At 45.6% G+C, this 26,210-nt stretch carries 22 protein-coding genes and 1 pseudogene; 15 read left to right on the top strand and 8 right to left on the bottom strand.

The annotated features are described in order from the left end of the window. Nucleotides 1-142: 142 nt before the first annotated feature. Nucleotides 143-2,083 (bottom strand): methyl-accepting chemotaxis protein, encoded by a 1,941-nt coding sequence (locus tag RH86_RS18320; protein WP_009387904.1) that lies wholly within the window; start codon nt 2,081-2,083, stop codon nt 143-145. A 275-nt stretch (nt 2,084-2,358) separates the two neighbouring features. Here RH86_RS18320 and queA point away from each other — a divergent pair, with 275 nt between their 5' ends. From queA to RH86_RS18280, 8 genes are all read left to right on the top strand, one after another. Further along, entirely contained in the window at nt 2,359-3,411 is a 1,053-nt protein-coding gene (gene queA, locus RH86_RS18315) for a tRNA preQ1(34) S-adenosylmethionine ribosyltransferase-isomerase QueA (protein WP_005594160.1), read from the top strand. Between the two features lie 228 nt (nt 3,412-3,639). Further along, nucleotides 3,640-4,773, top strand: a complete 1,134-nt coding sequence (tgt, locus tag RH86_RS18310; protein ID WP_038219927.1) for a tRNA guanosine(34) transglycosylase Tgt — start codon at nt 3,640-3,642, stop codon at nt 4,771-4,773. Between the two features lie 202 nt (nt 4,774-4,975). Continuing rightward, nucleotides 4,976-5,305 carry a preprotein translocase subunit YajC gene (gene yajC, locus RH86_RS18305; RefSeq protein ID WP_005594162.1) on the top strand — a complete coding sequence of 110 codons (330 nt, stop codon included), beginning with the start codon at nt 4,976-4,978 and terminating at the stop codon, nt 5,303-5,305. Nucleotides 5,306-5,325: 20 nt separating this feature from the next. After that, on the top strand, nt 5,326-7,182 hold the full coding sequence (gene secD / locus RH86_RS18300) for a protein translocase subunit SecD (protein ID WP_005594163.1): 1,857 nt from the start codon (nt 5,326-5,328) through the stop codon (nt 7,180-7,182). Nucleotides 7,183-7,196: 14 nt separating this feature from the next. Beyond that, complete coding sequence (gene secF, locus RH86_RS18295) at nt 7,197-8,144, top strand: protein translocase subunit SecF (RefSeq protein ID WP_009387903.1); 948 nt, start codon at nt 7,197-7,199, stop codon at nt 8,142-8,144. A 146-nt stretch (nt 8,145-8,290) separates the two neighbouring features. After that, a complete protein-coding gene (locus RH86_RS18290) occupies nt 8,291-8,623 on the top strand; it encodes a DUF1904 domain-containing protein (RefSeq protein WP_009387902.1) in 333 nt (110 codons plus the stop codon). Nucleotides 8,624-8,662: 39 nt separating this feature from the next. After that, the gene (gene mepA / locus RH86_RS18285) at nt 8,663-9,538 is read left to right on the top strand and encodes a penicillin-insensitive murein endopeptidase (RefSeq protein ID WP_009387901.1); all 876 of its coding nucleotides are present in this window, start codon (nt 8,663-8,665) and stop codon (nt 9,536-9,538) included. Nucleotides 9,539-9,772: 234 nt separating this feature from the next. Beyond that, the gene (locus RH86_RS18280) at nt 9,773-10,081 is read left to right on the top strand and encodes a hypothetical protein (protein WP_005594168.1); all 309 of its coding nucleotides are present in this window, start codon (nt 9,773-9,775) and stop codon (nt 10,079-10,081) included. Between the two features lie 90 nt (nt 10,082-10,171). Here the strand turns inward: RH86_RS18280 and RH86_RS18275 are convergent, their stop codons facing one another. The 3 genes and pseudogenes from RH86_RS18275 to rdgC form a co-directional block, all read right to left on the bottom strand. Next, entirely contained in the window at nt 10,172-10,426 is a 255-nt protein-coding gene (locus RH86_RS18275; protein ID WP_009387900.1) for a YfhL family 4Fe-4S dicluster ferredoxin, read from the bottom strand. A gap of 20 nt (nt 10,427-10,446) precedes the next feature. After that, nucleotides 10,447-11,847 (bottom strand): tRNA 5-hydroxyuridine modification protein YegQ, encoded by a 1,401-nt coding sequence (gene yegQ, locus RH86_RS18270; protein WP_005594172.1) that lies wholly within the window; start codon nt 11,845-11,847, stop codon nt 10,447-10,449. A gap of 154 nt (nt 11,848-12,001) precedes the next feature. Continuing rightward, nucleotides 12,002-12,915, bottom strand: a pseudogene (gene rdgC / locus RH86_RS18265) (recombination-associated protein RdgC). Nucleotides 12,916-13,172: 257 nt separating this feature from the next. Here rdgC and phoB point away from each other — a divergent pair. Genes phoB through RH86_RS18250 form a run of 3 tightly spaced genes read left to right on the top strand, consistent with a single transcriptional unit; the run spans nt 13,173 to nt 16,161 of the window. Further along, a complete protein-coding gene (gene phoB, locus RH86_RS18260; protein WP_005594175.1) occupies nt 13,173-13,862 on the top strand; it encodes a phosphate regulon transcriptional regulator PhoB in 690 nt (229 codons plus the stop codon). Nucleotides 13,863-13,867: 5 nt separating this feature from the next. Then, nucleotides 13,868-15,163, top strand: coding sequence for a phosphate regulon sensor histidine kinase PhoR (gene phoR / locus RH86_RS18255; RefSeq protein ID WP_005594176.1), 1,296 nt, complete (start codon nt 13,868-13,870; stop codon nt 15,161-15,163). Between the two features lie 50 nt (nt 15,164-15,213). Next, on the top strand, nt 15,214-16,161 hold the full coding sequence (locus tag RH86_RS18250; protein WP_223296366.1) for a phosphate ABC transporter substrate-binding protein PstS family protein: 948 nt from the start codon (nt 15,214-15,216) through the stop codon (nt 16,159-16,161). Between the two features lie 80 nt (nt 16,162-16,241). Here RH86_RS18250 and ppx read toward each other — a convergent pair whose 3' ends face one another. Further along, the gene (gene ppx, locus RH86_RS18245) at nt 16,242-17,747 is read right to left on the bottom strand and encodes an exopolyphosphatase (RefSeq protein WP_009387897.1); all 1,506 of its coding nucleotides are present in this window, start codon (nt 17,745-17,747) and stop codon (nt 16,242-16,244) included. Nucleotides 17,748-18,059: 312 nt separating this feature from the next. Between ppx and RH86_RS18240 the strand changes: the two genes are divergently transcribed. From RH86_RS18240 to phoU, 4 genes are all read left to right on the top strand, one after another. After that, on the top strand, nt 18,060-20,246 hold the full coding sequence (locus RH86_RS18240) for an ABC transporter permease subunit (RefSeq protein ID WP_009387896.1): 2,187 nt from the start codon (nt 18,060-18,062) through the stop codon (nt 20,244-20,246). Between the two features lie 26 nt (nt 20,247-20,272). Continuing rightward, the gene (pstA, locus tag RH86_RS18235) at nt 20,273-21,931 is read left to right on the top strand and encodes a phosphate ABC transporter permease PstA (RefSeq protein ID WP_009387895.1); all 1,659 of its coding nucleotides are present in this window, start codon (nt 20,273-20,275) and stop codon (nt 21,929-21,931) included. Between the two features lie 2 nt (nt 21,932-21,933). Continuing rightward, the gene (gene pstB / locus RH86_RS18230) at nt 21,934-22,752 is read left to right on the top strand and encodes a phosphate ABC transporter ATP-binding protein PstB (RefSeq protein WP_005594181.1); all 819 of its coding nucleotides are present in this window, start codon (nt 21,934-21,936) and stop codon (nt 22,750-22,752) included. A 101-nt stretch (nt 22,753-22,853) separates the two neighbouring features. After that, nucleotides 22,854-23,552, top strand: a complete 699-nt coding sequence (phoU, locus tag RH86_RS18225) for a phosphate signaling complex protein PhoU (protein WP_005594183.1) — start codon at nt 22,854-22,856, stop codon at nt 23,550-23,552. On the opposite strand, the gene RH86_RS18220 is transcribed toward phoU, so the two are convergent. The 3 genes from RH86_RS18220 to RH86_RS18210 all read right to left on the bottom strand — a co-directional run bounded on the left by RH86_RS18220 (nt 23,549) and on the right by RH86_RS18210 (nt 26,005). Continuing rightward, the gene (locus RH86_RS18220; protein ID WP_009387894.1) at nt 23,549-24,055 is read right to left on the bottom strand and encodes a hypothetical protein; all 507 of its coding nucleotides are present in this window, start codon (nt 24,053-24,055) and stop codon (nt 23,549-23,551) included. The genes phoU and RH86_RS18220 overlap by 4 nt on opposite strands. A gap of 215 nt (nt 24,056-24,270) precedes the next feature. Beyond that, on the bottom strand, nt 24,271-25,200 hold the full coding sequence (locus RH86_RS18215; RefSeq protein WP_009387893.1) for a LysR family transcriptional regulator: 930 nt from the start codon (nt 25,198-25,200) through the stop codon (nt 24,271-24,273). Nucleotides 25,201-25,258: 58 nt separating this feature from the next. Then, complete coding sequence (locus RH86_RS18210; protein WP_009387892.1) at nt 25,259-26,005, bottom strand: copper homeostasis protein CutC; 747 nt, start codon at nt 26,003-26,005, stop codon at nt 25,259-25,261. Between the last annotated feature and the right edge of the window lie 205 nt (nt 26,006-26,210).

Raw genomic sequence — 26,210 nt, 5'->3', positions numbered from 1 at the left:
GAGTAAGGAAATTTGTACAGTATCAAGATGAGTAATCATCAAGTGAATATCAGGGCTAGAATGACAGGGCTTATTGATGATAACGAATGAAAAAACACCCATCAGAAGATGGGTGTTAAATGAAAATAGCAAGAGTGGCACGTTACAGTTTAAAGAATCCCAATAGATCTTTTTGTTGCGCGGCAAGGCGTGACAGCTCTTCACTGGCTTTTTGACTCTCTTGCACGCCAGACACGTTTTGATTGACGATCTCAAAAGTCATGCTGACATTTTGTGAGATATCTTGTGTCACGCTCGATTGTTCTTCGGATGCGGTGGCAACATGAGTGTTCATATCTGAAATTTGGGTCACTGATTCGGCAATCGCAACGAATGAATTCCCCAGCTGAAGGCTGATAGCACGTGAATCTTCAACCAGCGCCATGTTGGTGCCCATAAACTTGTTGGCTTGTTCTGCCTGAGTTTGTAAGCGTGAGATGATCTCTTGTATATCGACGGTCGATTGTTGTGTTTTCGCAGCCAATGATCGCACTTCATCAGCCACAACCGCAAAACCTCGCCCTTGCTCACCGGCGCGAGCGGCTTCAATCGCGGCATTAAGAGCCAGTAGGTTGGTTTGCTCAGAAATCGTATTAATCACTTCCACCACGGTGCCGATTTCAATCGAATAATCACGTAGCTGGTTAACGATCGTTGTCGTCTCTTCAATTGAATGCTCGACTTTGCGCGATACTTCATCGGACGAACGTAATGCTGCTTGTCCGCTCTGTACGTTGTCTGTGGCACCAGAAGCGGCGTGTTCCGCGGATGCTGCATTGTGGCTAACTTCTGCTGAGGTACTGGAGAGTTCGTTGATCGCAGTGGCAATTTGCTCTACTTGGCTAAGCTCTTGCTGCGCATTCACTTCCGTTTGTGTCATTACCGCGGCAAGCTCAACGGAAGCGGAAGAAACACTGTCGGAAATGGTATGGAAACCATCGATGATGCGGCGCAGCTCGGCGCGCATTTCAAGAATATTGGCGTAAATACCGCTCTCTTTGCCCGTGGTTGTGATGTGACTAGAGAGATCGCCTTTAGAAACGTCCAGTACCAATTGACCAATTTCTGTTGGTTCACCGCCAACCACACGGTTGATATTACGGTAGATAAAATAGGCGACGGTGAGTGCGATCAAGGTTGAAAGCGCTGCTAACCAAAGGGTAATGGTTTCGGCGCTGGCAAGTGATGCCACCATATTGGGACCGACATTATCTTGCTCTTTTTTAGTAGCCAGTTTGATGTTCTCTACTGACTGGGCTGATTGCACGCCAATGGTATTGAGCTGATTGCTAACGATTTGGTTGCGTTGGTTAATGGTGGTGACGATGTCGGAAAAAGCGCTGGTGTAAGCCTTAAACGCTTGATGGTATTGCTTGAATTGCGTTTGCTGTTGTGAAGTATCTAGGTAGCCTTGCAGCACGCGCTGACGATTTTCAATAATGGTAAATTGCTGTTTAGCTAAGTCGGCATCTTGTGCGCTGTTATTAACTAGAAATTTTGCGGCATAAAGACGTGCCATCAACACGCTTTCTTGCAGTTCACTTGCGTAGCGGGCGAGGGTCTCATCACCATTCTGATGGGCCGTTTCGACCATCTGTTTTAATTGATGGCGCATCGCGAGGCCGTTGGGATCCAGCGTTTCATTAACTAAGTGGTTGCGTTGCTTAATCAAGGTGACAACGCGATCAAATTCATTTTGATACTGATGCATCTGAGATTTAATCGCGTTGAATTCACCCATATGGGCGTCTTTCAGTTTCAGATGTGTGGTTTGGTCGATTAAGTTCAGCGTTGATTGTACGCGTTGCTGGAATTGCTTTAAGCTGTTGCTGTCTTGCTCTTTGATGTAGTTGTCGACGGCAAGGCGGGCTTCCAGCAAGTTGGCTTGTATGCGGCCGCTATTTACACTGGCTAGCGCCAAATTTCGGTAAGTGCTAAAGCCTTGGCTTGTATCACTAAAGCGATAAAGTGAAAGTGAAGAAGTAATCAAAAGCAAAAGAATAATGCTTCCAAATCCATATGTGAGTTGCTGCTTTAATGTCATTTTTACCACCTGTTTAAATCTTTGACTGCAAGTATTTAATGTTGATCTCATCGTTACTTTTATGATTTGAGAAACATTTTGTTACATCCGTAGGTGGAACGCCATCTATTCTATAAATTAATCACTTAGAGTGAGCGTGGTACTGTCCATAAATCTTTACTCAGGTGATGAGATTGCAACATCTCTCCTTGCTATTAAACCTTCTCCGCATATACTAGTCGGCTGCGAAAAAACCTTCGCAACATCTCCTTGTTCAACCGATTAAGACAAAGCACATGCAAGTATCTGATTTCCATTTTGACCTTCCTGATGAACTGATTGCCCGTTACCCTCAACCGGAACGTACTTCGAGCCGTTTGCTGCAATTAAATGGCAATAGTGGCGAACTCGTCGATGGTATCTTTACCGATGTGCTAGGCCATATTGAAGCTGGCGACCTTGTGGTATTCAACAATACCCGAGTGATCCCTGCACGTATGTTTGGCCGTAAAGCGTCAGGCGGTAAATTGGAAGTGTTGGTTGAGCGAATGATTGATACCAAAAGTATCCTTGCTCATGTTCGCTGCTCAAAATCGCCAAAACCAGGAACGGTGATTCTATTAGGTGAAAACGATGAGTTTTCTGCTGAAATGGTGGCACGACACGATGCCTTGTTTGAGTTGAAATTTAATTCAGACCAAACGGTGTTAGAAATTCTTGAGCAAATTGGCCACATGCCTTTGCCGCCTTATATTGACCGCCCTGATGAAGATGCGGATAAAGAGCGCTACCAAACGGTTTACAACCAAAAACCGGGTGCGGTGGCTGCGCCAACGGCAGGTTTGCACTTCGATGAAGTGTTGCTAGAAAAAATCAAAGCTAAAGGGGCGGATCTTGCTTACGTCACTTTGCATGTTGGTGCGGGCACATTCCAGCCAGTTAAAGTGGATAACATCCACGATCACCATATGCATGCCGAGTATGTTGAAGTAACCCAAGAAGTGGTGGATGCGATTAACGCGACTAAAGCGCGCGGTGGTCGAGTGATCGCTGTCGGTACAACCTCGGTTCGTTCTCTAGAAAGTGCGGCGCAAGATGCATTGAAAAACGGCACAGAGTTGGTGCCATTCTTTGGTGATACTGAAATCTTCATCTTCCCTGGTTATGAATATCAATTGGTGGATTGCTTGATCACCAACTTCCACTTGCCAGAGTCAACCTTGATTATGTTGGTGAGTGCGTTTGCCGGTTACGAAAATACCATGAATGCTTATCAGCATGCGGTAGACAATCACTATCGCTTCTTTAGCTATGGTGATTCGATGTTTATCGAGAAAAAAACGGCATAAATTATGTTGAGAGATTTCTGAACTCTCGTGCCTCAATTCATCAGGAATGACGAACGAGTAGGAATCTCTTATCTTCAGCGATGGGCTGAAAACAATTTACGAGTGCTAGCAGTACGCTAGGAAGCAGACCAGAAGGCTGGATTGCATCTCGCATGGAAGGCGACCGCTCCCTTAATGGGGACTACCCCGAAAATCTTGTCAGACTGTTTCTCTGACATTGGAGGCTTCGTGAAATTAAAATTTGATCTTAAGAAGAAAGATGGCGTGGCGCGTCGTGGTCAATTGACCTTCGAACGCGGTACAGTTCAAACCCCTGCGTTTATGCCTGTCGGTACCTACGGTACGGTTAAAGGTATGACGCCAGAAGAAGTAAAAGAGACCGGCGCAGAAATCCTGCTAGGCAACACTTTCCACCTATGGCTACGTCCTGGTCAAGAAGTGATGAAAATGCACGGTGACTTGCACGATTTTATGAACTGGCAAGGTCCTATCTTGACCGATTCAGGCGGTTTCCAAGTATTCAGCCTAGGCAAGATGCGTAAAATCACTGAAGAGGGTGTTCACTTCCGTAGCCCGGTAAACGGTGACAAGATTTTTATGGACGCTGAAAAGTCGATGGAAATCCAAAAAGATTTAGGTTCAGACATCGTGATGATCTTTGACGAGTGTACGCCATACCCTGCGACACACGATGAAGCGAAAAAATCGATGGAAATGTCGCTACGTTGGGCACAGCGCTCACGCGATCACTTCGACAAGCTAGAGAACCCGAACAGCCTATTTGGTATTGTTCAAGGTGGCGTGTACGAAGATCTACGTGATGTGTCAGTTAAAGGTTTAACGGAAATTGGTTACGACGGCTATGCCGTGGGTGGTCTAGCAGTAGGCGAACCTAAAGAAGATATGCACCGTATCCTTGAACACACGTGTCCGCAACTTCCTGAAGACAAACCTCGTTACTTAATGGGTGTTGGCAAACCGGAAGATTTAGTAGAAGGTGTACGTCGTGGTATCGACATGTTCGACTGTGTAATGCCAACGCGTAACGCTCGTAACGGTCACCTATTTGTGACTGGCGGTGTGATCAAGATCCGTAATGCGACACATAAAACAGATACAACACCATTAGATCCACAATGTGACTGTTACACTTGTAAGAACTACTCTAAGGCGTACTTACACCACTTAGATCGTTGTAATGAAATTCTGGGTGCGCGTCTGAATACGATCCACAACTTACGCTACTACCAGCGTTTGATGGAAAGCATTCGCACTGCGATTGACGAAGATCGCTTCGACCAATTTGTTGAAGAGTTTTACGCTCGTCGCAATCGTGAAGTGCCGCCGATTGGCAAACAGTAATCAATACAAGCCTTAGGATATAATCCTGAGGCTTTTATTAATGGCCGACATATCCAGACTCAAATGGTGTGTCAGCCTAACAAATGAGCAAAAGCACGTTATTTTTGAGAGTACGATCTCTATTACTGACTCGCACGCTTGAATATATAAGGCCTTAGCCCAATTTGTTGGATAATCAAAAAAAATAATAGAGGATTTTTTCATGTTTATTTCTCAAGCTCATGCAGCAGCTGAAGGCGCACCAGCAGGTGGCGGTTTTGAAATGATTATCATGCTTGCGATGTTCGCGGTGATCTTTTACTTCATGATCTACCGCCCACAATCTAAGCGTGTTAAAGAGCACAAAAACCTAATGTCTTCCATGGGCAAAGGTGATGAAGTTCTAACGAGCGGTGGCCTAGTGGGTAAAATCACTAAAATCGCTGAAGACAACGATTTCATCACAATCGAGCTTAATGCGAACAACGAAGTTGTTATCAAGAAAGACTTCGTATCAGCAGTGCTACCAAAGGGTACACTGAAATCTCTATAGACAGCTAAAGGATCCTCGCTGTGCTAAACCGTTATCCGTTATGGAAGTACTTGTTGGTGATGTTTACCATCGCTATCGCAGCATTGTATGCACTTCCTAATATCTACGGTGAAGATCCGGCAATTCAAGTTACAGGGGCGCGCGGCGCCTCTGTAGATATGGCAACGCTGGATTCTGTCACCCAAGCTCTGGATAAACAGAGCCTCTCCTTTAAATCCATTGCTCTAGAGAATGGTTCGATTCTTGTTCGTTTCAATGACACTGATACACAAATCAGTGCTCGTGACGTGATCAGTGAAAGCCTCGGTAAAGATAAAATTGTTGCACTTAACCTTGCTCCGGCGACCCCGAGTTGGTTAGAAGCGATTGGTGCTTCTCCAATGAAATTGGGTCTCGACTTGCGTGGTGGTGTCCACTTCTTAATGGAAGTAGACATGGATGCAGCAATGGACAAATTGATCGGTCAACAGGAAGAAGGCTTCCGCAGTGAGCTGCGTGAAGAGAAAATCCGTTACCGCGCGATTCGTACCTCAGGCAAAGATGCGGTTGAAGTATTGCTGCGCGATGAAGAGCAGCTTGCAGATGCGAAACGCGTTTTAGAAAAGAACCACCCAGACATGGTATTTACTGAGTCTGAAGGTAATGGCCGTTACGCTTTGATTGCTACTTTTACTGAGCAACGTTTACAAGAGATCCGTAACTACGCCGTTGAGCAAAACATCACCATTCTACGTAACCGTGTGAACGAACTTGGCGTTGCCGAACCATTGGTTCAGCGTCAAGGTGCTAGCCGTATCGTAGTGGAGCTTCCTGGTGTTCAAGATACCGCGCGCGCGAAAGAAATTTTGGGTGCAACGGCAACGCTTGAGTTCCGTGAAGTGGATTCGAAAGCCGATCTTGCTGCTGCAGCAAGTGGTCGCGCCCCTGCGGGCAGCGAAATCAAGTACGATCCAGATGGTCGCCCTGTGGTTCTAGAGAAACGTATTATTCTTAGCGGTGCAAGCATCACGGATGCAAGTTCAAGCGTTGATGAATACGGTCGTCCACAAGTTAACATCACGCTTGATAGCGAAGGTGGTAACAAAATGGCGGCGTTCTCGAAAAAGAACATCGGTAAACTTATGGCAACAGTATTCACAGAATACAAAGACAGTGGCCGTAAGACTCCTGAAGGCAAAGTTATTTTATCTAAGCATGAAGAAGTGATTAACCAAGCAACGATTCAATCGGCGCTGGGTCGTAACTTCCGCATCACAGGTATTGATTCTGCCGCTGAAGCGCAAAACCTTGCATTGTTACTTCGTGCAGGCGCGTTGATTGCACCGATTTCAATTGTTGAAGAACGTACCATTGGTCCATCAATGGGTCAGCAGAACATCGATATGGGTATTCAAGCGTGTATTTGGGGCATGGTGGCAGTAATGCTATTCACACTGCTTTACTACCGTAAATTTGGCATGATCGCGAATATGGCGCTGATGGCAAACTTGGTACTTATCATTGGTATTATGTCAATGATCCCAGGCGCAACGATGACCTTACCGGGTATTGCAGGTATCGTTCTAACGGTTGGTATGGCAGTCGATGCCAACGTACTGATCTTCGAACGTATCCGTGAAGAGCTGCGTGATGGCCGCTCGCCACAACAAGCGATTCACCAAGGTTACGCGAACGCATTTAGCACCATCGCAGATGCCAACATCACCACCCTAATGACAGCAATCATTTTGTTTGCGGTTGGTACCGGTGCGGTGAAAGGTTTCGCGGTAACGTTATCTATCGGTATCTTGACTTCAATGTTTACAGCCATCATAGGCACACGTTGTGTGGTTAACCTATTGTATGGTGGTAAGCGCGTCGATAAATTGTCGATCTAAGGCTAGGAATTATTATGTTTCAGATTCTTAAAGCAGAAAGTACGATCGACTTTTTACGTTGGTCAAAGTTTGCTTTTGTGTTCTCGCTTTTGATGATTGGTGCGTCAATCTTCACTCTATCAACCAAGTCGTTGAACTGGGGCCTTGATTTTACCGGTGGTACGCTGATTGAAGTGGGTTTTGAACAACCTGCTCATCTTGAAAGCATTCGTGCTGCGCTCGATGAAAAAGGCTTTGGCGATGCAATCGTACAAAACTTTGGTAGTGCTCGTGATGTGATGGTTCGTCTTAGCCCGCGTGAGGATATCTCAGGCGAAACGCTAGGCAACCAAATCATCGCTGCAATCAAAGACGGCACTGGTGAAGCGGTTGAGATGCGTCGCATCGAGTTTGTTGGCCCTAACGTGGGCGATGAACTGACCGAAGCGGGTGGCTTGGCTATCTTGGTTTCGCTACTGTGTATCTTGGCTTATGTCTCAATGCGTTTTGAATGGCGTCTTGCGGCGGGTGCGGTATTAGCACTGGCGCACGATATCATCATTACTTTGGGTATTTTCTCCTTCATGCAAATTGAAGTGGATTTGACCATTGTTGCGGCATTGCTAACGGTAGTGGGTTACTCACTCAACGATACCATTGTTGTATTCGACCGGATTCGTGAAAACTTCCGTCGTATGCGCAAAGGTGGCCCAACAGAAATCATCAACAGCTCAATTACCCAAACATTAAGTCGTACCTTAATTACTTCCGGTACCACACTGTTTGTAGTGATTGCTTTGTTTGCTCAAGGTGGCGCGATGATCCATGGCTTTGCTACGGCACTGCTATTGGGTATCACTGTCGGTACATACTCATCGATCTATGTTGCTTCGGCACTGGCATGGAAACTGGGTATCACTAAAGAACACCTTATGCCTCCACAAGTTGAAAAAGAAGGCGCAGAGTTCGACGAAATGCCGTAACTCTCGTTATATTTCCCTTCTGGAATCGTAAAAGCCGCTGTTATCAGCGGCTTTTTTATTGCTCTGCGATCACGGCGATAGTTTGTATGTGCCCTTTGGGCGGCAAACGAGTATCATAATTAAAAACCATAACTAGGAAGCAAAAGATGCCTCATTTACGTTTTCGTGCAGTCGAGCCACAAACAGTGCAAACCTTGTCAAAGTCTCTAATTGATGAGTTGCAGCCACATATGAACTGCCCTCGTGAAGACTTCACCTTTGAGTACATTTACACTACTTTTTATCATGAGGGTGAAGTAAACCCTGCTTACCCATTTGTGGAAGTGCTGTGGTTTGATCGTGGCCAAGAGACACAGGATGCAGTAACAAAAATCATTACTGATCAGGTGCGTGGTATTACTGGTGAAGACATCAATGTGGCGGTTATTTTCACTGCATTGAACGCGAGTGGTTACTACGACAACGCGCAGCATTACTAAACATTTACCGCTTCGGCTGTAATACAAAGGAAGGATTCGATGAAAGCGATATGGCGAGTATGGACAATCAGTACAATATCGCTTTCATTCTTGTCTTTAGCCCATGCTTCTCCATGGGAATCTCTCTCTGAGCCTAATCGATCCTCTTCAGAGTCGATTGGTAGTTATGCTAACGGCTGCCTGTTAGGGGCTGAGCCGTTGCCTCTCAATGGTCAAGGTTATCAAGTTCTACGTAGCCAAAATAAGCGTTACTACGCCCATCCAGACACTATCGCTTTTGTTACTGAATTGGGTAAAAAAGCAAGGAACGATCTACGTACCCATCTTCTGATTGGTGATATGTCTCTGCCGCAAGGCGGACGCTTCTCTTCGGGCCATTCGAGCCACCAGACTGGGCTCGACATCGATATCTGGTTTCGACTGGCTGACACTAAATTATCACTCAACGCGCTCAGATTACCGAAGCCGCAAAGTTTGGTCGATATGTCGGCGTATAAGTTGAGCAATAAAAATTGGGATAGACGCCATTTCCAACTCGTCAAAATGACGGCGAAAGATCAACAAGTCGCGCGAATTTTTGTTCATCCAGTGATCAAAGAAAAACTGTGCCGTAGTGAAGGGGGAGACCGTGATTGGTTGCGTAAAGTTCGCCCTTGGTGGGGGCACAATTATCATATGCATGTACGACTAAATTGCCCGCTCGACGATGCAAATTGTGTCAATCAAGCGCCGCCACCTCCTGGAGATGGCTGTGGCAAAGAGGTGGCAAGCTGGCACCCTAAGCACAATGTAAAAAGCTTACGTCCGGCAAAAAAACCAGCAGAGCAAAGTAAGCCAAAAGTGGTAAAGACGAAACCCAAACCAACCAAAACATTGCCGCTCCAGTGCCAGCAGTTAGTCAATAATCTCAAGTAACCCACTTACTGCGAACCAGTAATTTATTCTGCTACTGATAGTTTTGACATTCGAAAAGTGGATTAACTGGCTATCCTCGCCTAGATTTAAATGGACTGTTCTTTTGATATGTATCTTGATGCGCTTGCTGGGTGTTCCGTCAGTAAGTTAAACGATGAAGAGTTGGTTAAATAATATTAAATAACAAACAGGAAGCGGGCTTACTTCCTATTGAAACAAAGCAAGGACACTCCCATGACCATGGTATGTGCAAAAGATTTTGCCGAGTGGCTAAAGCTAAGATTTGGCAGTGCTACAGATTCAGTAACCATTTCACGTGAAGAAGTGAATCACCTTACTGGTCGGCAAAGGTTGGACCCTAATTTCGTGCATGATGTGCATTATGAGTTAATGCCGCATGGATTAGCATTTGTTACCGATACATTGCGAGAAACCTTTTTCCTTATTCCTATTGGCAAATCGGTAAACTGGCGTGACCAACTTGAATTTAATTATGAGAAGGAGTTGTATTGCAATATCTTCCCCATCATCAAATCAGGTTAATGGCGGCGTTATGGTTCTACGACAATGAAAAAGGCTCATCAATGATGAGCCTTTTTACTATATAGCTTGTCCAATAACGTAAGTGGTTACTTACGCCATACCTTGGATAATAACGAACTTTTCTAGCAGTTCGTCATCACTCTCAATGTGGTTTGGATCGGTGATAATGCACTTTGTGATAGGACAAACAGACTGGCAAGTCGGTTTATCGTAGTGACCTTTACACTCAGTACATAGGTTCGGGTCAATCTCAAAGATTGAATCACCCATGCTGATTGCGCCATTTGGGCATTCAGGGTCACACATATCACAGTTAATGCATTTATCGGTAATTAGCAGTGCCATGTATTCTTACCAAGTAGTGGTTACTTACCCGTTGGGTTACGAGTATCTTGACCATCGTTTAGGTTACGCATTAGTAGGCCGTACTCTAAATCCATATCTTGTGGTACTGGGATAAAGACAAAGTGGCCATTACCTTTCGCATCATCAATCACTTCTGACTTACGGTTTTCCATCGCTTCAAGCGTGAAGTTTACATTACCTTTTGGCGTCATCAGCTCTAAGCTGTCGCCAACAATAAATTTGTTCTTAACTTCAACTTCCGCAAGATCGCCACGGCGTTTACCAGTGAATTCACCAACAAACTGTTGTGCGTCTGATACAGAGTAACCGTAGTCATAGTTCTGGTAGCTATCATGGGTATGACGACGTAGGAAACCTTCGGTATAGCCACGGTGAGCTAGGCTTTCTAGTGTGCTCATTAGGCTCTCATCGAATGGTTTACCCGCCACTGCGTCATCGATCGCTTTACGGTAAACTTGTGCAGTACGTGCACAGTAGTAGAACGATTTAGTACGGCCTTCGATTTTCAGTGAGTGCACACCCATTTGCGTCAAACGTTCTACGTGTTGAATCGCACGCAGATCTTTTGAGTTCATGATGTAAGTGCCGTGCTCATCTTCGAATGCCGCCATCTTTTCTTCAGGGCGGTGGCTTTCTGAAAGTAGCACCACATCATCGATAGGCTTACCGCGACCGATAGTCGTCTCTGGACGCTCATCAGCCACTTCAATTGCTTGCGCAGCCGCAGGATCGAATTTTTCAACGATCTGGCCAGCGTCATTTTCTTTTGCTTCTTCTACCTTATATTCCCAACGACATGCATTAGTGCAAGTGCCTTGGTTAGGGTCACGTTTGTTGATGTAACCAGATAGCAGACAACGACCAGAGTAGGCCATACATAGAGCGCCGTGAACGAATACTTCAAGTTCAGTTTCAGGACAGTGTTCACGGATCTCTTCAATTTCTTCTAGAGAAAGCTCGCGAGAAACGATAACGCGCTCAACGCCGTAAGCCGCCCAGAATTTAACCGTCGCCCAGTTTACTGCGTTCGCTTGAACCGATAGATGGATCGCCATGTCAGGGAATGCTTCACGCACCATCATGATTAGACCAGGATCTGACATGATTAGAGCGTCAGGGCCCATTTCAACCACAGGTTTTAGATCGCGAATGAAGGTTTTTAGTTTCGAGTTGTGCGGTTGGATGTTGCACACCACGTAAAGCTTCTTGCCTAGAGCATGTGCTTCGTTGATACCAATTTGTAGGTTCTCGTGGTTAAACTCGTTGTTACGTACGCGAAGGCTGTAACGTGGTTGACCTGCGTATACTGCATCAGCGCCGTAGGCGAATGCGTAACGCATGTTTTTAAGGCTGCCCGCTGGTGACAGTAGTTCTGGTACGAATGCTTTGTTAGTCGTCATTGCTCAATTCTCTTTTTATCTGATCTCAAGTCAGGCCAATTCCACCTGATGGAATAGGGGCGCAAATTTTACGTTAAAATGTGATGAGTGACTAGGAAAAACTGGGAACTGCTTGGCATAAAAAAGCCCTCGAAAGAGGGCTTAGAAGTCAGAATTAAGCATTTGGATTAGGAAGGCCACCTAATGCATCGTACAAATTCGGTAAAAATGAACTTAACTCACCACACATCAAAGAGAAGTCAGCATCGAAACGTGCCGCTTGATCTTCTCGTGGGATATCTTCGTTTTGATCTTTCAATTCATCTGAGAATTTAAGGCGTTTAATACTGCCATCTTCAGCTAGAAGGAATTCGATACGATCTTGCCAGTTCACCGCTAATTTCGTCACCATCTTATCGGCTTCAATATGGCTGCGGATTTCGTCTGCCGTCAGCTCTTGTTTCTTACAACGAATCACGCCGCCTTCTTCTAGAACTGATTTTAATTCCGCTTCATCAAGCATAGAGAAACCCGCTGGTGTGTTGCCTGTCTTCACCCACTCAGTCAGCGTTGTCTCAACCGAGTTTTCTGGAATAGCGGGCACTACAGGCAAGCTGCCCATGGTTTTACGCAATAGCGCCAATACGTCTTCTGCTTTTTTGTAGCTGCTCGCATCAACCAGGATAAATCCTTGTTTTGGCAGGATAAGAACAGAAGTGTAGTTACTGCGGCTAAATGCGCGCGGTAAAAGATCCATAATGATGTCGTCTTTTAGGTTGTCCTTCTCTTTTTCTTTAAAGGACGACCTTCCTGCGCTTCAAGCGCATCAACTTTGGCATTCAGTGAATCTTTGATCACTGATGCTGGCAGCATTTTTTCTTCTTTCTTGGCACACACGAGAATGCGGTCTTCTGACAGGTGAGTCATCATGTCACCATGACGGCCCATTGCTGAAACCCAGCCAAATTTTTGCTTATCCTGACTACCACATGGGGTAAAGCGGAATTCAGCCAGTTGCTGTTCTAATTGGTCAGCTTTGAAGTCGACTTCACGGTTTACACGATAAACCAGACAGTTTTTAAACCACATATTGTTTCTCTACTTTAACGACGTTGGCATTAGTGGCCTCATGATAGGAAATTTTTTCTCGCTTGTCCTATTGGATCTGAAAATTCGCAACCGCTAGCGCGAATTGATGAAAGTTAAAAGGTTTGATTAAGAAGCTGCCATGAAAATTTGTTTTCAAAGGTCACAAAAGTGTCATAATTACTAGCAATAATGCTTATGCATCGAGAGGCGCTTGCGTCTCAATTTCAATTAGCTCAATACCATAAGGTTATTCAATTATGTCTAGAAGGATTCTTGTTGTTGAAGATGAAGCGCCGATTCGCGAGATGCTGTGCTTTGTACTTGAACAGAAAGGTTACCAAGCTGTCGAAGCGGAAGATTACGACACCGCGGTGACGAAATTGGCGGAACCCTTCCCAGATCTTGTGCTACTTGATTGGATGCTACCGGGTGGTAGCGGTATTAATTTCATCAAACATATGAAGCGCGAAGAGCTGACACGCAACATTCCAGTCGTGATGCTGACGGCACGTGGTGAAGAAGAAGATAAAGTGCGTGGCCTAGAGGTCGGCGCTGATGATTACATCACCAAACCCTTCTCACCAAAAGAATTGGTAGCGCGTTTAAAGGCGGTGATTCGCCGTGTTACGCCAACCGCACTGGAAGATGTGATTGATGTACAAGGCCTTAAACTGGATCCTGTTTCACACCGTGTGACCACCAATGATCAAGCATTGGATATGGGTCCAACCGAATTCAAAATGCTGCATTTCTTTATGACGCATCAAGAGCGCGTTTACAGCCGTGAACAGCTGCTTAATAACGTTTGGGGTACCAACGTTTATGTTGAAGACCGTACGGTTGATGTCCATATTCGTCGCCTACGTAAAGCTTTGGAAGCGGAAGGGCACGATAAGTTGATTCAAACCGTTCGCGGTGCGGGTTATCGCTTCTCAACCAAGGCTTAATATTCGTGGAACGATTAAGTTGGAAGAAACTGCTCCGTGAGCTAGTTTTTTTTTACACCCCTTGGATCATTGTGGGGTGGATGTTCGGTTACATGCCGTGGTTGCTGCTAGCAGCCACGGTTTTGCAGCTTGTGTGGCATCTGCATAATCAGATGCGTTTGTCAGCATGGCTGTGGGATGAGAAGCGTCTTACTCCGCCATCAGGAACCGGCAATTGGGAGCACCTGTTTAACGGTATTTATCGTTTACAGCAGCGCCAGCGCAGAAAGCGTAAAGAGCTGACCAATCTTATTCGCCGTTTCCGTAACGGTGCGGAATCGTTGCCCGATGCTGTGGTGGTTTTTCGCAGTGAAGGCAATATCGTTTGGTGCAACAAACTCGCGCAGCATTTGTTGGGTTTCCGTTGGCCTGATGATTCTGGTCAGCCAATTTCCAATTTGATCCGCACGCCGGATTTCATCAAATACCTCACCAAACAAGATTTTTCCGAACCGCTTGAGATGCGCTCGCCACTTAATGTCGAACGCATGTTGGAATTGCGTATCGTGCCGTATACCGAAGGTGAACACTTGATGGTGGTCCGTGACGTTACTCAGGTGAAGCAACTTGAAGGTATGCGTCGTAATTTCTTTGCCAACGTTTCTCATGAACTGCGTACGCCAATGACGGTACTGCAAGGTTATCTTGAGATGACAGAAGATCCTGAAATGCTGGTTGGGCCTATGTGGCCAAAAGCTCATGGCGTCATGACCGAGCAGCTCAATCGTATGAATAGCTTGGTGAATCAGTTACTCACCTTATCGAAAATTGAAGCTGCGCCAATGCATGAGCTGGATGAAGTGGTTAATGTGCCAGTGATGCTGGAAGTATTGGAAAAAGAAGCGATCAGTTTAAGTGGCGATCAGCAACATAAATTACGGTTTGATGTTGACCAATCTTTATTAGTTTTGGGTGATGAAGATCAGCTACGCAGTGCGATTTCCAACTTGGTTTACAATGCGGTTAAGTACACGCCAGCCGGTGCCGATGTGCATGTGCGTTGGTATAAAACTAGCCAAGGTGCTTGCTTAGAAGTGTCTGACAGCGGCGAAGGGATCGAACCGCAGCACATTCATCGTTTAACTGAGCGTTTTTACCGTGTCGACAAAGCGCGTTCGCGTGATACTGGCGGTAGTGGGTTAGGATTGGCGATTGTCAAACATGCACTTTCTCACCATGACTCCCATTTAGATATCTGGAGCAAAGTTGGCGTGGGCAGTAAGTTTTCTTTTGTTCTACCGACTCGTTTGGTGGTGAAGTAATGGCATATTTTACGAAACCTCGTTTGTCGCACTGGTTTACTTGTATGGTGATGAGTGCAGGTATCGTTAGCGGTGCAACGAGCTTTTCTGCCCATGCTGAGCAGCCATTACGGGAATACCATAAAGTGCCTGGCATTAGTGGTGCACTCACCAGTGTTGGGTCTGATACGTTGGCCGGAATGACGACCTTATGGGTGGAGGAGTTCCAACAGCTCTATCCGGGGGTGAATGGTCAAGTTCAAGCGTCAGGCTCTGCCACCGCTCCCCCTGCTTTAACCGAACAGACGGCACAGTTTGGCCCTATGAGCCGGCCAATGCGTAATCGAGAAATAGAAGCTTTTGAGCGTGAGTTTGGTTATAAGCCGACCGAGCTGAGAGTGGCGATTGATGCGATTGGCATTTTTGTCCATCGAGATAACCCAATCGAAGGGCTTAACTTTGTTCAGCTCGACAGTATTTTTTCGGCCACGATGCGCTGTGGTGGAACAGAACCGATTCAAACCTGGCAACAGCTTGGCTTGAATTACCAGTGGGCTGAGCGAGCGATTCAAAAATTTGGGCGTAACTCTGTGTCTGGAACCTATGGTTATTTTAAGAAAAATGCACTGTGTGGTGGGGATTTTTTAAATAACGTTAATGAGCAGCCAGGTTCCGCTTCGGTTGTGCAATCTGTCGCTTCGGCGATTAACACCATTGGCTATTCTGGTGTTGGCTATAAGGTCTCTGGGGTAAAACGTCTGCGTATCGCCCAAGAGGGTGATCAATACGTCGATGCCACAAGAGCTAATATCTTATCAGGTAAGTACCCACTCTCTCGTTACCTCTATGTGTATGTAAATAAACACCCACATAAAGAACTGTCACCGATTGAGCGTGAGTTTATTCGTTTTATCTATTCGCAACAGGGTCAGAAGCTGGTGGAGCAAGATGGTTATGTGGCTATCTCTCCGGAAATTGCGCAGCAAGAGCTGGAAAAAGTCGGCATTAATTATCAATAATCACTGACTAGCCGGAAATCTAATGGCGCGCTGAGTACCTTAGAATACCAACAGACATCGCCATTTTTTCGTTGCGCGGATCAATGAAACTTTAATTGCCAGCCAACGTTGTGCCAGTAAGCCTGCTCTGCGCGCAGGTTGGCATGCAGCAGTTTGTTTTTCGTCAACCAATCAAATTGTTTGCTGCGTAATTGCCATTGCTCCTGTGGGGAAATCGTTAATTCCAGTGGTGGTAGCGGGCTATCACTCCGTTGCCCATTAAGCAAAATAGCTAGTCGCAGTACTCGTATCAAACAGAGTAACTGCGGTTTTTGGTATAGTGAAAAGTGTTCCATTTCATCTAGATTGATCGACTTGCGTTGAAAGCGAGCCAAGGTGGCGAGCACACGTTGTTGCTCCATATTGAAGCCCGGCATGCTGCTATGGTGAAGTAGGTAAGCGGAGTGGCGATGATAATCGGTTAAGCTAATGCTTAAACCAACCTCATGCAATAAAGCGCTCCATTCGAGTAAATCAAATAACTCGGAGTGCTGTTTAATAGCTAATGGCTCGTGAATTTGCTGCAGAAACTCACGCGCTTGTCCTTTTACTCGTGCAGCATGTTCTAAGTCGACAAGGTGTTTAATCGCTAAATTTTCGGTGGTGCGCATACGAATATCACTGCGTTTCAAGCGAGCTTCCATTTCATACAGTAAACCTTCACGTAACGCGCCTTCAGTGTAAAACATTTCGCGAATTTTCAGGCCAACAAACACGGCGTACATAATCGCGACGCCTGCGGCAAATACAGGCTTACGTGCATCGGTAAGGCCAGTTAATTCGATATCATTAATGTTCCCTTTTTCGGATAGGAGCGCGATTAATTGTAGCAGTCGTTTAGCGGTAATCACGCCATCCTGATAGCCAAGGCCACACAGTACATCTCGGATCGCTTTCACCGTACCAGAAGAACCAAAGGCACTTGACCACCCTTTGAGACGATAATGGTGAGCTAAAGATTCTAACTTTTGCTCTGCAGCTAGAATGGCATTGGTGAAGTTGGTATGGGATAGCTTTCCGTTGGCAAAAAATTGCTGAGTAAAGGTAATGCAGCCAATCGGTTTACTGTTTAATAGCTCTGGCTCAAACCCCGAACCGTAAATGATCTCGGTACTACCACCGCCAATATCGACAATCAGCTTACTGTCTGATTGCGATTGAGTGTGGGAGACTCCTTGATAGATCAAACGCGCTTCTTCGGCGCCTGAGATAATCTCAATCGGATACGGTAAGATTCGTAGGGCTCGCTGGATAAATTCATCAGCATTGATGGCTTGGCGTAAAGTATATGTCGCAGCAATACGCACATCGGCTTGTTTAAAACCTTGGATACGTTCGGCAAACATCGCTAAGCAATCTAAGCCGCGTTCGATAGCAGCATTATCTAACTCGCCTTGCTCATTAAGGCCATTGGCCAACTGAACGTTTTGCTTGTGACGACTGACCAGTTGTAGCTCTTGACCAACAATTTTAGCTACTACCATATGAAAGCTATTGGAACCTAAATCAATGGCGGCAATATAACGAGTCTGCGAAATTGGATTCATGGGTTATCTTTGCCTACATATGTGGTTAGTAAAGTGAACTGAAGCCGCGATGGGTATAAGCCGACTTTTTCCGTAGTGCTGCACCAAATCTTCATTCAGTACTCAACAATAATAGAAGGTGTTTTTATTTATGCAGTAGGTGTTGTTGCAATTTCTTTACAAAGGTAGCAAAAATAATATGTGATTAGTGTGACAGTCGAGGAAGAAACGGCGTCAGGATAGTTGATTCTTTTCAGTTGTTTATTTTCAACTGTAATATAATTGTCATCTTGGCGAAATACTCTATCGTCGGGCAATATTAGGTAGGTTGAGATGGCAAAGGCCGAATTTTCATTACGCGAAAAAGATAGAAAGCGGCTAGTCAAAGATCGTTTAGTGCGTTTAGCGGTGACGTTCGGCGGTGTTGGCGTGCTTGCGGCATTGGTCTTAATCTTCATTTATCTAGCGATGATGGTGCTGCCTCTCTTTTCTGATGCCAAATTTACGCCTAATGTTGCAAGTCAAACTATCACCACTCCAGCTCCGGTTGCGGCGGGTATTGATGATTATGGTGAACACGCTTTTGTCATCTCCCAGCAAGGACAGTTGGACTTTTGGCCATTGTTTCAGCCTTCAGAGCAGCCACAGTTATCGGTTAATTTCGGTCAACAATATAGCTTGTTTTCTCAAATGCCCAGAGCACAAGGCTGGTATGCGTTTGCGGCTAAAAATGGTGAGGTTGCCCTTTTTCAGCCACAAATGGCAAGTACTCTGGAAAATGAAGGGCGTCGTTTTACCCCCAAAGTGACGCGTTGGCAGCCAGTTTTCGACCTCTCTTATCCTGATGTTGAGTTGCAAAATTTCACCTTCGCTAAGGGTGAACAAGTGATATTAGCGGGCTACTTTAGCGATCAACGAGTGCGAATTCGTTGGCAAAATAAAGATGCCAGCATTAGCGAGTTTCAGTTTGAAACCCCAATAGCCGATGTGCAACAACTGCTATTAACACCGGATGGCAAAACGCTTTATTTACGTGTTGGCTCTGAGCTCTATGTGGCGAAAAAGCACGGTGATGCGTTTATTATTCGAGAAATCGTCGATCTTAGCCAAGGCAAAGAGCAGCACGCGGTGAGTGATATTGACTTGCTATCAGGGGCTTATTCATTGCTCGTGACCCATCAAGATGGCCTCGTCTCGCAATGGTTTGATGTCCTGAAAGACGGTCAGCGTCATCTCACTCACATCCGTGAATTTAAACTGGCCGCAGAGCTGCAATTTTTACTGCCAGATACTTACCGCAAAGGCTTTTACAGCTTTTACATTAATGGCACCGTGCAAAGCCACTATACCACGAGCGAAAAGCTGGTGATGTTCAAGCGTGCTTACGAAAAAGTACCGCAACTTGCAGGCATGGCGAATAACGAGCAATATTTAGTGGCTTTGTCAGGCAATCAATTGAGCGTGGCACACATTGATAACCCATATCCCGAGATATCACTCTCTTCGATGTGGCAGAAAGTGTGGTATGAAGGTTACCCAGAAGCGCAATACGTTTGGCAAACGACCTCGGCGAGTGATGAATTTGAAGCCAAGTTTAGTTTAGTGCCAATTGCCTTTGGTACTTTAAAAGCCGCCGCTTTTGCCATGATGTTTGCAATTCCAATTGCGGTACTAGGCGCTATATATACCGCTTACTTTATGACTGCCAAGATGCGCCGAGTGGTGAAACCGTCAATTGAATTGATGGAAGCATTGCCAACCGTCATCATAGGTTTCTTAGCTGGTTTATGGTTCGCCCCAATTGTTGAAACGCACCTTGCCGCAGTGGCGGCGCTATTGTTGCTGTTGCCGTTTACTATCGTGGCGATTGGCGCAATGTGGCATTTACTACCAAGTCGTTGGACGCGTCGTTTGCCTAATGGCTGGCATGCGGCGATATTAATGCCAGTAATCGTACTGCTAACCGTTGTGATTTTGCAGCAAAGTAGCAACGTCGAGATGTGGCTGTTTGATGGTGATGTACGTGCCTTTCTTGACTTACAAGGTATTGATTTTGACCAGCGTAATGCCTTGGTTGTTGGCTTTGCGATGGGGTTTGCGGTAATACCGACCATCTTTACCATTGCCGAAGATGCGATTTTTTCTGTACCTAAGCACTTGTCGGACGGTTCATTGGCTTTGGGGGCGACACCTTGGCAAACCTTAATTTATGTGGTGCTACTCACCGCCAGCCCCGGTATTTTTTCTGCCATTATGATGGGGCTAGGTCGAGCGGTGGGTGAAACCATGATTGTCTTGATGGCAACCGGTAATACGCCCATTCTTGATTGGAACATTTTAGAAGGCATGCGCACCCTTTCCGCGACGATTGCGGTTGAGATGCCAGAGTCAGAAGTCGGTAGTTCTCATTTCCGCTTACTGTTCCTCGCAGCGCTGATCTTGCTTATCTTTACCTTTGCTGTGAACTCGTTAGCCGAATGGGTTCGACAGCGTTTACGTGAAAAATACCGTGCTTTGTAATGGGCAATTAATAGGAATCAACCAACGTGTTTAAGTGGCTAAAATCAGGCGCACCATGGATCTGGTTAACGGGCGGAGCGGTCAGCATTAGTTTGCTGTCAGTGCTTGGCTTGTTGCTGCTTATTGGTTGGAAAGGGCTCTCGTATTTTTGGCCTGCGCCACTTTACCAATGGACAACCGATGAAGGTCAGATTCTGGTTGGTCAACTCTATGCTGAAGAATACGTTCCTATTAGTCATTTGAAAGAGATGGACATTAGTTTGCCTCCTCACGTAGAGCAAAGTGGCAAGGTGAAACGCTTACGGATTAAGGTCGCAAATCGTGATATCTATCCGGCTGACTTTATTTCAATTTTAGAAATTGACGTACTAAAGCGCAGTGAACCACAAGGTTGGGCGGTGATAGAGCGAACTCGAGGTGGTGACTTCTATGGGCTGCCTGTCGCTTATCAGCTTGCCGATGGCACCAAGCTAGAACAATATCAATCCGAGCTTAAACGAGCTCTAAATTACAGCCATTCAGTTCGCGAGCAGATTAATCAGATCATTACGCAAGAGATTCGTGTGATCAGCGTTCAAGCGAACGATTTACGACTTGAAAAGCGTAAATATGAACTTAATCATCCGCAAAACAGCCTTAAAAATGAAGAGTTTAGTAATCGCTATACGGCTCAGTCGAATCTCTATAGCCAACGGTTGGCTGAAGCGGAGGCTAAGCTTGATGATTTACGTGCCAAATTAGCCAAACAAGGTTTGTTAGTCCAAGATATGACGGGGAAGACGATGTTAATCCCACTGAGTCATATTTTGGATATGTGGTATCCAAATCAAATGACGTTTATGGAAAAAGGCGTCCATTGGGGCAAGCAAGTATGGAAGTTTTTAGCCGATAACCCACGAGAGTCAAACTCGGAAGGCGGGGTATTTCCTGCCATGTTTGGTACGGTACTTCTGGTTTTGATTATGTCGGTGATCGTTATGCCTTTAGGGGTGGTTGCCGCGATTTACTTACATGAATATGCCAAGAATAACCTATTTACGCGGATTATCCGTGTAGCGGTCATTAACTTAGCAGGTGTGCCATCGATCGTTTACGGTGTATTTGGTTTAGGCTTCTTTGTTTATATTTTAGGGGCTTCGATTGATAACGTTTTTTATGCTGAGCAATTACCAGCGCCAACGTTTGGTACGCCGGGACTATTATGGTCGGCATTGACCCTGGCAGTATTAACCTTGCCGGTAGTAATTGTTGCCACAGAAGAGGGTTTAACACGTATTCCTAACTCAGTGCGTCATGGTTCATTAGCGCTGGGTGCAACTCAGTTTGAGACTATGTGGCGTATCGTTTTACCGATGGCCAGTCCGGCTATTATCACTGGGCTAATTTTAGCGGTTGCCCGTGCCGCCGGTGAAGTAGCACCACTGATGCTGGTGGGGGCCGTAAAATTTGCTTCAAGCCTACCCGTTGATGCACAGTTCCCGTATTTACATTTGGAGCGCAAGTTCATGCACTTAGGTTTTCATATCTATGATGTAGGCTTCCAGACCACCAATATTGAAAGTGCGAGACCTCTGGTTTATGCCACTTCCTTTTTGTTGGTTACGGTGATCATCGGGCTTAACTTAACGGCGATCAGCATCCGTAACAATTTGCGTGAAAAATACCGAACTTTAGGACAAGACTAAACATGTTTTCAGTCAATCAAGCGCTAGGGTACCCAACCCCATTAGATGTGAACAATCTCAGTGATGAGCAAACCGCGATTTCGATCGAAGGGCTTAACTTGTTCTATCAAAACACGCAAGCGTTGAGTGATATTTCGATGCGTATTCCTAAAGGTCAGGTGACGGCGTTTATCGGTCCATCGGGTTGCGGAAAATCGACCTTATTACGCTGCATTAACCGTATGAATGATTTAGTCGAAGGTTGCCGCGTGAATGGCCGTGTGACACTGCATGGTAAAAACGTCTACGAACCAGATGTGGATGTGGCGACGTTGCGCCGTCGTGTGGGGATGGTGTTTCAAAGGCCAAACCCATTCCCTAAATCGATCTATGAAAACGTGGTTTATGGACTTCGTTTACAAGGTATTAAGAAAAGCCGAGTATTAGACGATGCGGTTGAACGAGCGCTACGAGCAGCGGCACTATGGGATGAGGTCAAAGATCGTTTACATGAAAATGCTTTTGGATTATCAGGTGGTCAGCAGCAGCGATTGGTGATTGCACGTTCGATAGCGATCGAACCTGAAGTATTACTCTTAGATGAGCCGACCTCCGCTTTGGATCCTATTTCGACATTAACCATTGAAGAGCTGATTAACGATCTCAAAACCAAATATACCGTGGTGATCGTGACCCATAACATGCAACAGGCGGCGCGAGTGAGTGACCACACTGCCTTTATTCATATGGGAAAGTTGATCGAGTACTCAGACACGGATTCTATTTTCACTTCGCCATTGAAAAAGCAGACAGAAGACTACATTACTGGTCGGTATGGCTAACATTAGCATCAATGTTGAGTGCGAATAAGCCACTATCACGGCTATGATTGAGAGATACCCACTATCTCTGTTTTTATCTTACAAGGAACTACACTTTATTCATGAACTTTGGACGCCACATTTCAGGTCAATTTAATGTCGAACTAGAGTCGATTCGAACCCATGTTCTTACCATGGGAGGCCTCGTCGAGCAGCAGCTCTCTTTTGCGATGCAAGCATTGCTTAAAGAGGATATGGAACTGGCGAAAAAAGTGGTGCGTGATGATCATAAAGTGAATGCGATGGAAGTCTCGATCGATGAGGCATGCACGCGAATTATTGCCAAGCGTCAGCCCACGGCAAAAGATCTGCGCTTGATTATGGCGATCATCAAAACCATCACGGATCTTGAGCGTATTGGTGATGTTGCGACCAGCATTGCCAAAGTCGCGATGGAAAACCCTTCAACTCGCGAGCATCAATTTAATGTCTCGCTTGAACCATTATGCCGTCAGGCTGTGAGTATGTTACATCAAGTGTTGGATGCCTTTGCTCGTATGGATGTTGGTGCTGCCGCTGCGGTGTATAAGCTGGATGACCGTTTGGACGCTGAGTATGAAGCGTTGGTGCGCCAGCTGATGGCTTACATGATGGAGGATCCGAAAAATATCCCCCATATCTTACAAGTTATGTGGTCGGCTCGTGCGATTGAGCGTGTTGGTGATCGTTGCCAAAACATCTGTGAGTACATTATTTACTTCGTTAAAGGTAAAGATGTTCGCCATCTTGGTGATCAAAGCATCGATGATGCGCTGCGTTAAAAACGCAGCGTGATACCGGTGCTGAAGGTGGTCGAAAAGTTACTGTTCAAGTAAGTATCTTTCTTATCGACAAAGTTGATGTCGATGCCAGCGCGAAACCCCAGATTTTCATTCATTTGCAGTACCCAAGCCCCAGCAGTGCTGATCCCCGTGCCGTTTCTGTATTCTCTTGGCGAGAAGAAATAGTGGCGGCTACCTTCATATTCCACTCCACCAATCTCTAATTGAAATCCAACCATAGGTGCTTTAGGTAAGTTATATTGTGCGCCAACACGGTAGGTTTTAAGCCGATCTTTGTCAGTTAGAATCTTGGCCGAAGTATGGCTATAACTCACATATAACGCGTCCAACCCAAGCACGTCAGTTATGCCGACTTGTAAGCCTCCGCCTAAATTCCCCGAACCCACATATGGGCCTAATTTTAGTTCTGGTGAAATATGCAGCCCTGAAGCGAACGAGCCAAAGCTTGCCAATAGACTGAATGCGACGAGAGTCTTTTTCATAGTCATAACCTAAAGTCAGTAAAAATCGGTCACCTTGCCTCGTCCTAAGGCGGTGGAAACTGGCTGACAAACAGGTCAATAAAAATGAACCCTTATCGGTTACTCTTCAGCCTTTCCTTCGTCGTTATCCATAACGAAACAGTGGGGAACAGGAGTTATGATAGTGATAAGGTATTCATGACTCTAATGGTTGGAACTTATAAGTCTGATAAGTTTTAGTTATTAGCTATCTGTTCATTAAGAACCTGAACAACCTGCGCATATATCCAGTTTATCAATGGGTTATGTCGGTACTTACTGTGGTAATACGCATAAACAGGATAGTGGAAAGGTTGCCCTTTCACGAGAGCGGTCATACTGCGTAGATGCGGAAAGTTATGAACTGGAAATAGGTTCGAATGAGGAAGAAAGAGGTCGCTATGTGTGATCACGTCAACAGCGGCCATGGCAAATTCAGAGCGAAACTTTACGTTGACTTCAATACCTTCACGTTTCATCACCTCTGCGGCGAGGCTGAATTCATCATTCCAGCCGGGGATGATGATTGAAGCGATATCGTATCCAGCCATATCTTGTGCAGATACTATCGGCTGATTTACAGGGTGATCACGTCGTACAATAACTTTTGATGTTAGGTCTAAGAGTTTCTTTGAGTATATATTTTGCGGGGAATCCAGTTCGTAATTGACTCCAAATAGCACCTCTCCGGTGAGAATATCTTCATGAGTATTCTTGCCCCAGCCAATTAAGTCGATAGTACAATTTGGTGCAACTTCTTGCATCTGATGATAGAGAGTGCCTGAAAGACAAGTTAACACGGTGGGAGCAACGGCAATACGTACCGGCATATCGATGTTTTTTGGGTCGAACTCTTGATTGCGATTTAGACTTGCGGCAAGACCATCGAGATGAGGTGTGATGGCATCAGCCAGATCTTGAGCAAATGGGGTGGGCTCTAAACCGCCATGCACTTTGACAAAAAGCTCATCTTCAAAGTGATGACGTAGCTTTTGCAGTGCTTGGCTAATCGCAGGCTGTGAGACAAACAGGCGTTTGGAGGCTTTGCGCATATTGCGCTCTTGAGAGAGGACAAGAAACGTTCTCAGTAGGTTTAAGTCTAAGCTGTAAAACAGATCTTTGTTCATGCCACTCTCCTTATGTGCCTCCTCATGCTAACACCTGTTTGCGGGCGATTAAATGGGATTATCCGTTTAACTGGCGGGCAACAGCGGCGATCTTGTTACCATCCGTAACGGGAATGATGAAATCATCAACGGCATCATTGCCCATTTTTACCTCATCAGAGAGGGTCTCCATTACGCTAGGGCGAGTCGATTTTCCAGACAGATGTACCTGCGTAACACCGGTTTGTTGAGTAATGGCGACAACATTATCCGCGGTTAATCCCGCCCCCGCCATAATCGCAAAACGACCATTAGCTTGTATGACCATTTGTTTAAGTACAGTGACACCTTGTTCAACATTCGCAGCTAAACCAGAGGTTAAAATACGTTCACAGCCGAGTTGTGCAATTTGCTCAATAGCTTGTTCAATATCACTACATTGGTCGATAGCGCGATGGAAAGTTACCCCCAAATTGCATTCTGTTGCCGTTGCCATTAAGCGTTCAGCTTGAGCCATATTGATATGGCCTTGCGCAGTTAAAACACCAAAAACAACACCTTGCAATCCCGCTTGAGCCGCTGCTTTGATATCCAGTAGCATGGCATCGATATCATCTTGATCGTAAATAAAATCGCCTTGGCGAGGTCGAATCATGGCGTAGACTGGAATCGTAGATAGTGCGGCAGCTCGTTGCATAAAGCCAAAGCTTGGGGTTAGGCCACCCAGTGCCAGAGATGAGCAAAGTTCGATGCGATCAGCGCCACCAGCAATTGCGTGATGAAGAGATTCTAAATTATCAATACATACTTCAATTTGGTAAGTCATCAAAGGGACACTCAGGTAGTTAAGATTGAACTATTTTAGCTCAGTGCCGTAGCTTGAATAGGGTAAAAATTTCAGCCTAACATTTCCCATTTATCGTCGTGTTGAATAGGGGGGATGAAAACAGCACAGGGCGTTAAGATGAGGTCGGTATAAGATCGTGCAGAAATGAAAAAAGCCAACTCAAAGAGCTGGCTTTTTTCATAAG

Source organism: Vibrio sp. N418, assembly GCF_000222565.1.
In the GTDB taxonomy this organism is placed as follows: Bacteria; Pseudomonadota; Gammaproteobacteria; order Enterobacterales; family Vibrionaceae; genus Vibrio; species Vibrio scophthalmi.
Note: the sequence above shows the minus strand (reverse complement) of the source record. Positions and strands in the feature narration are given on the sequence as shown.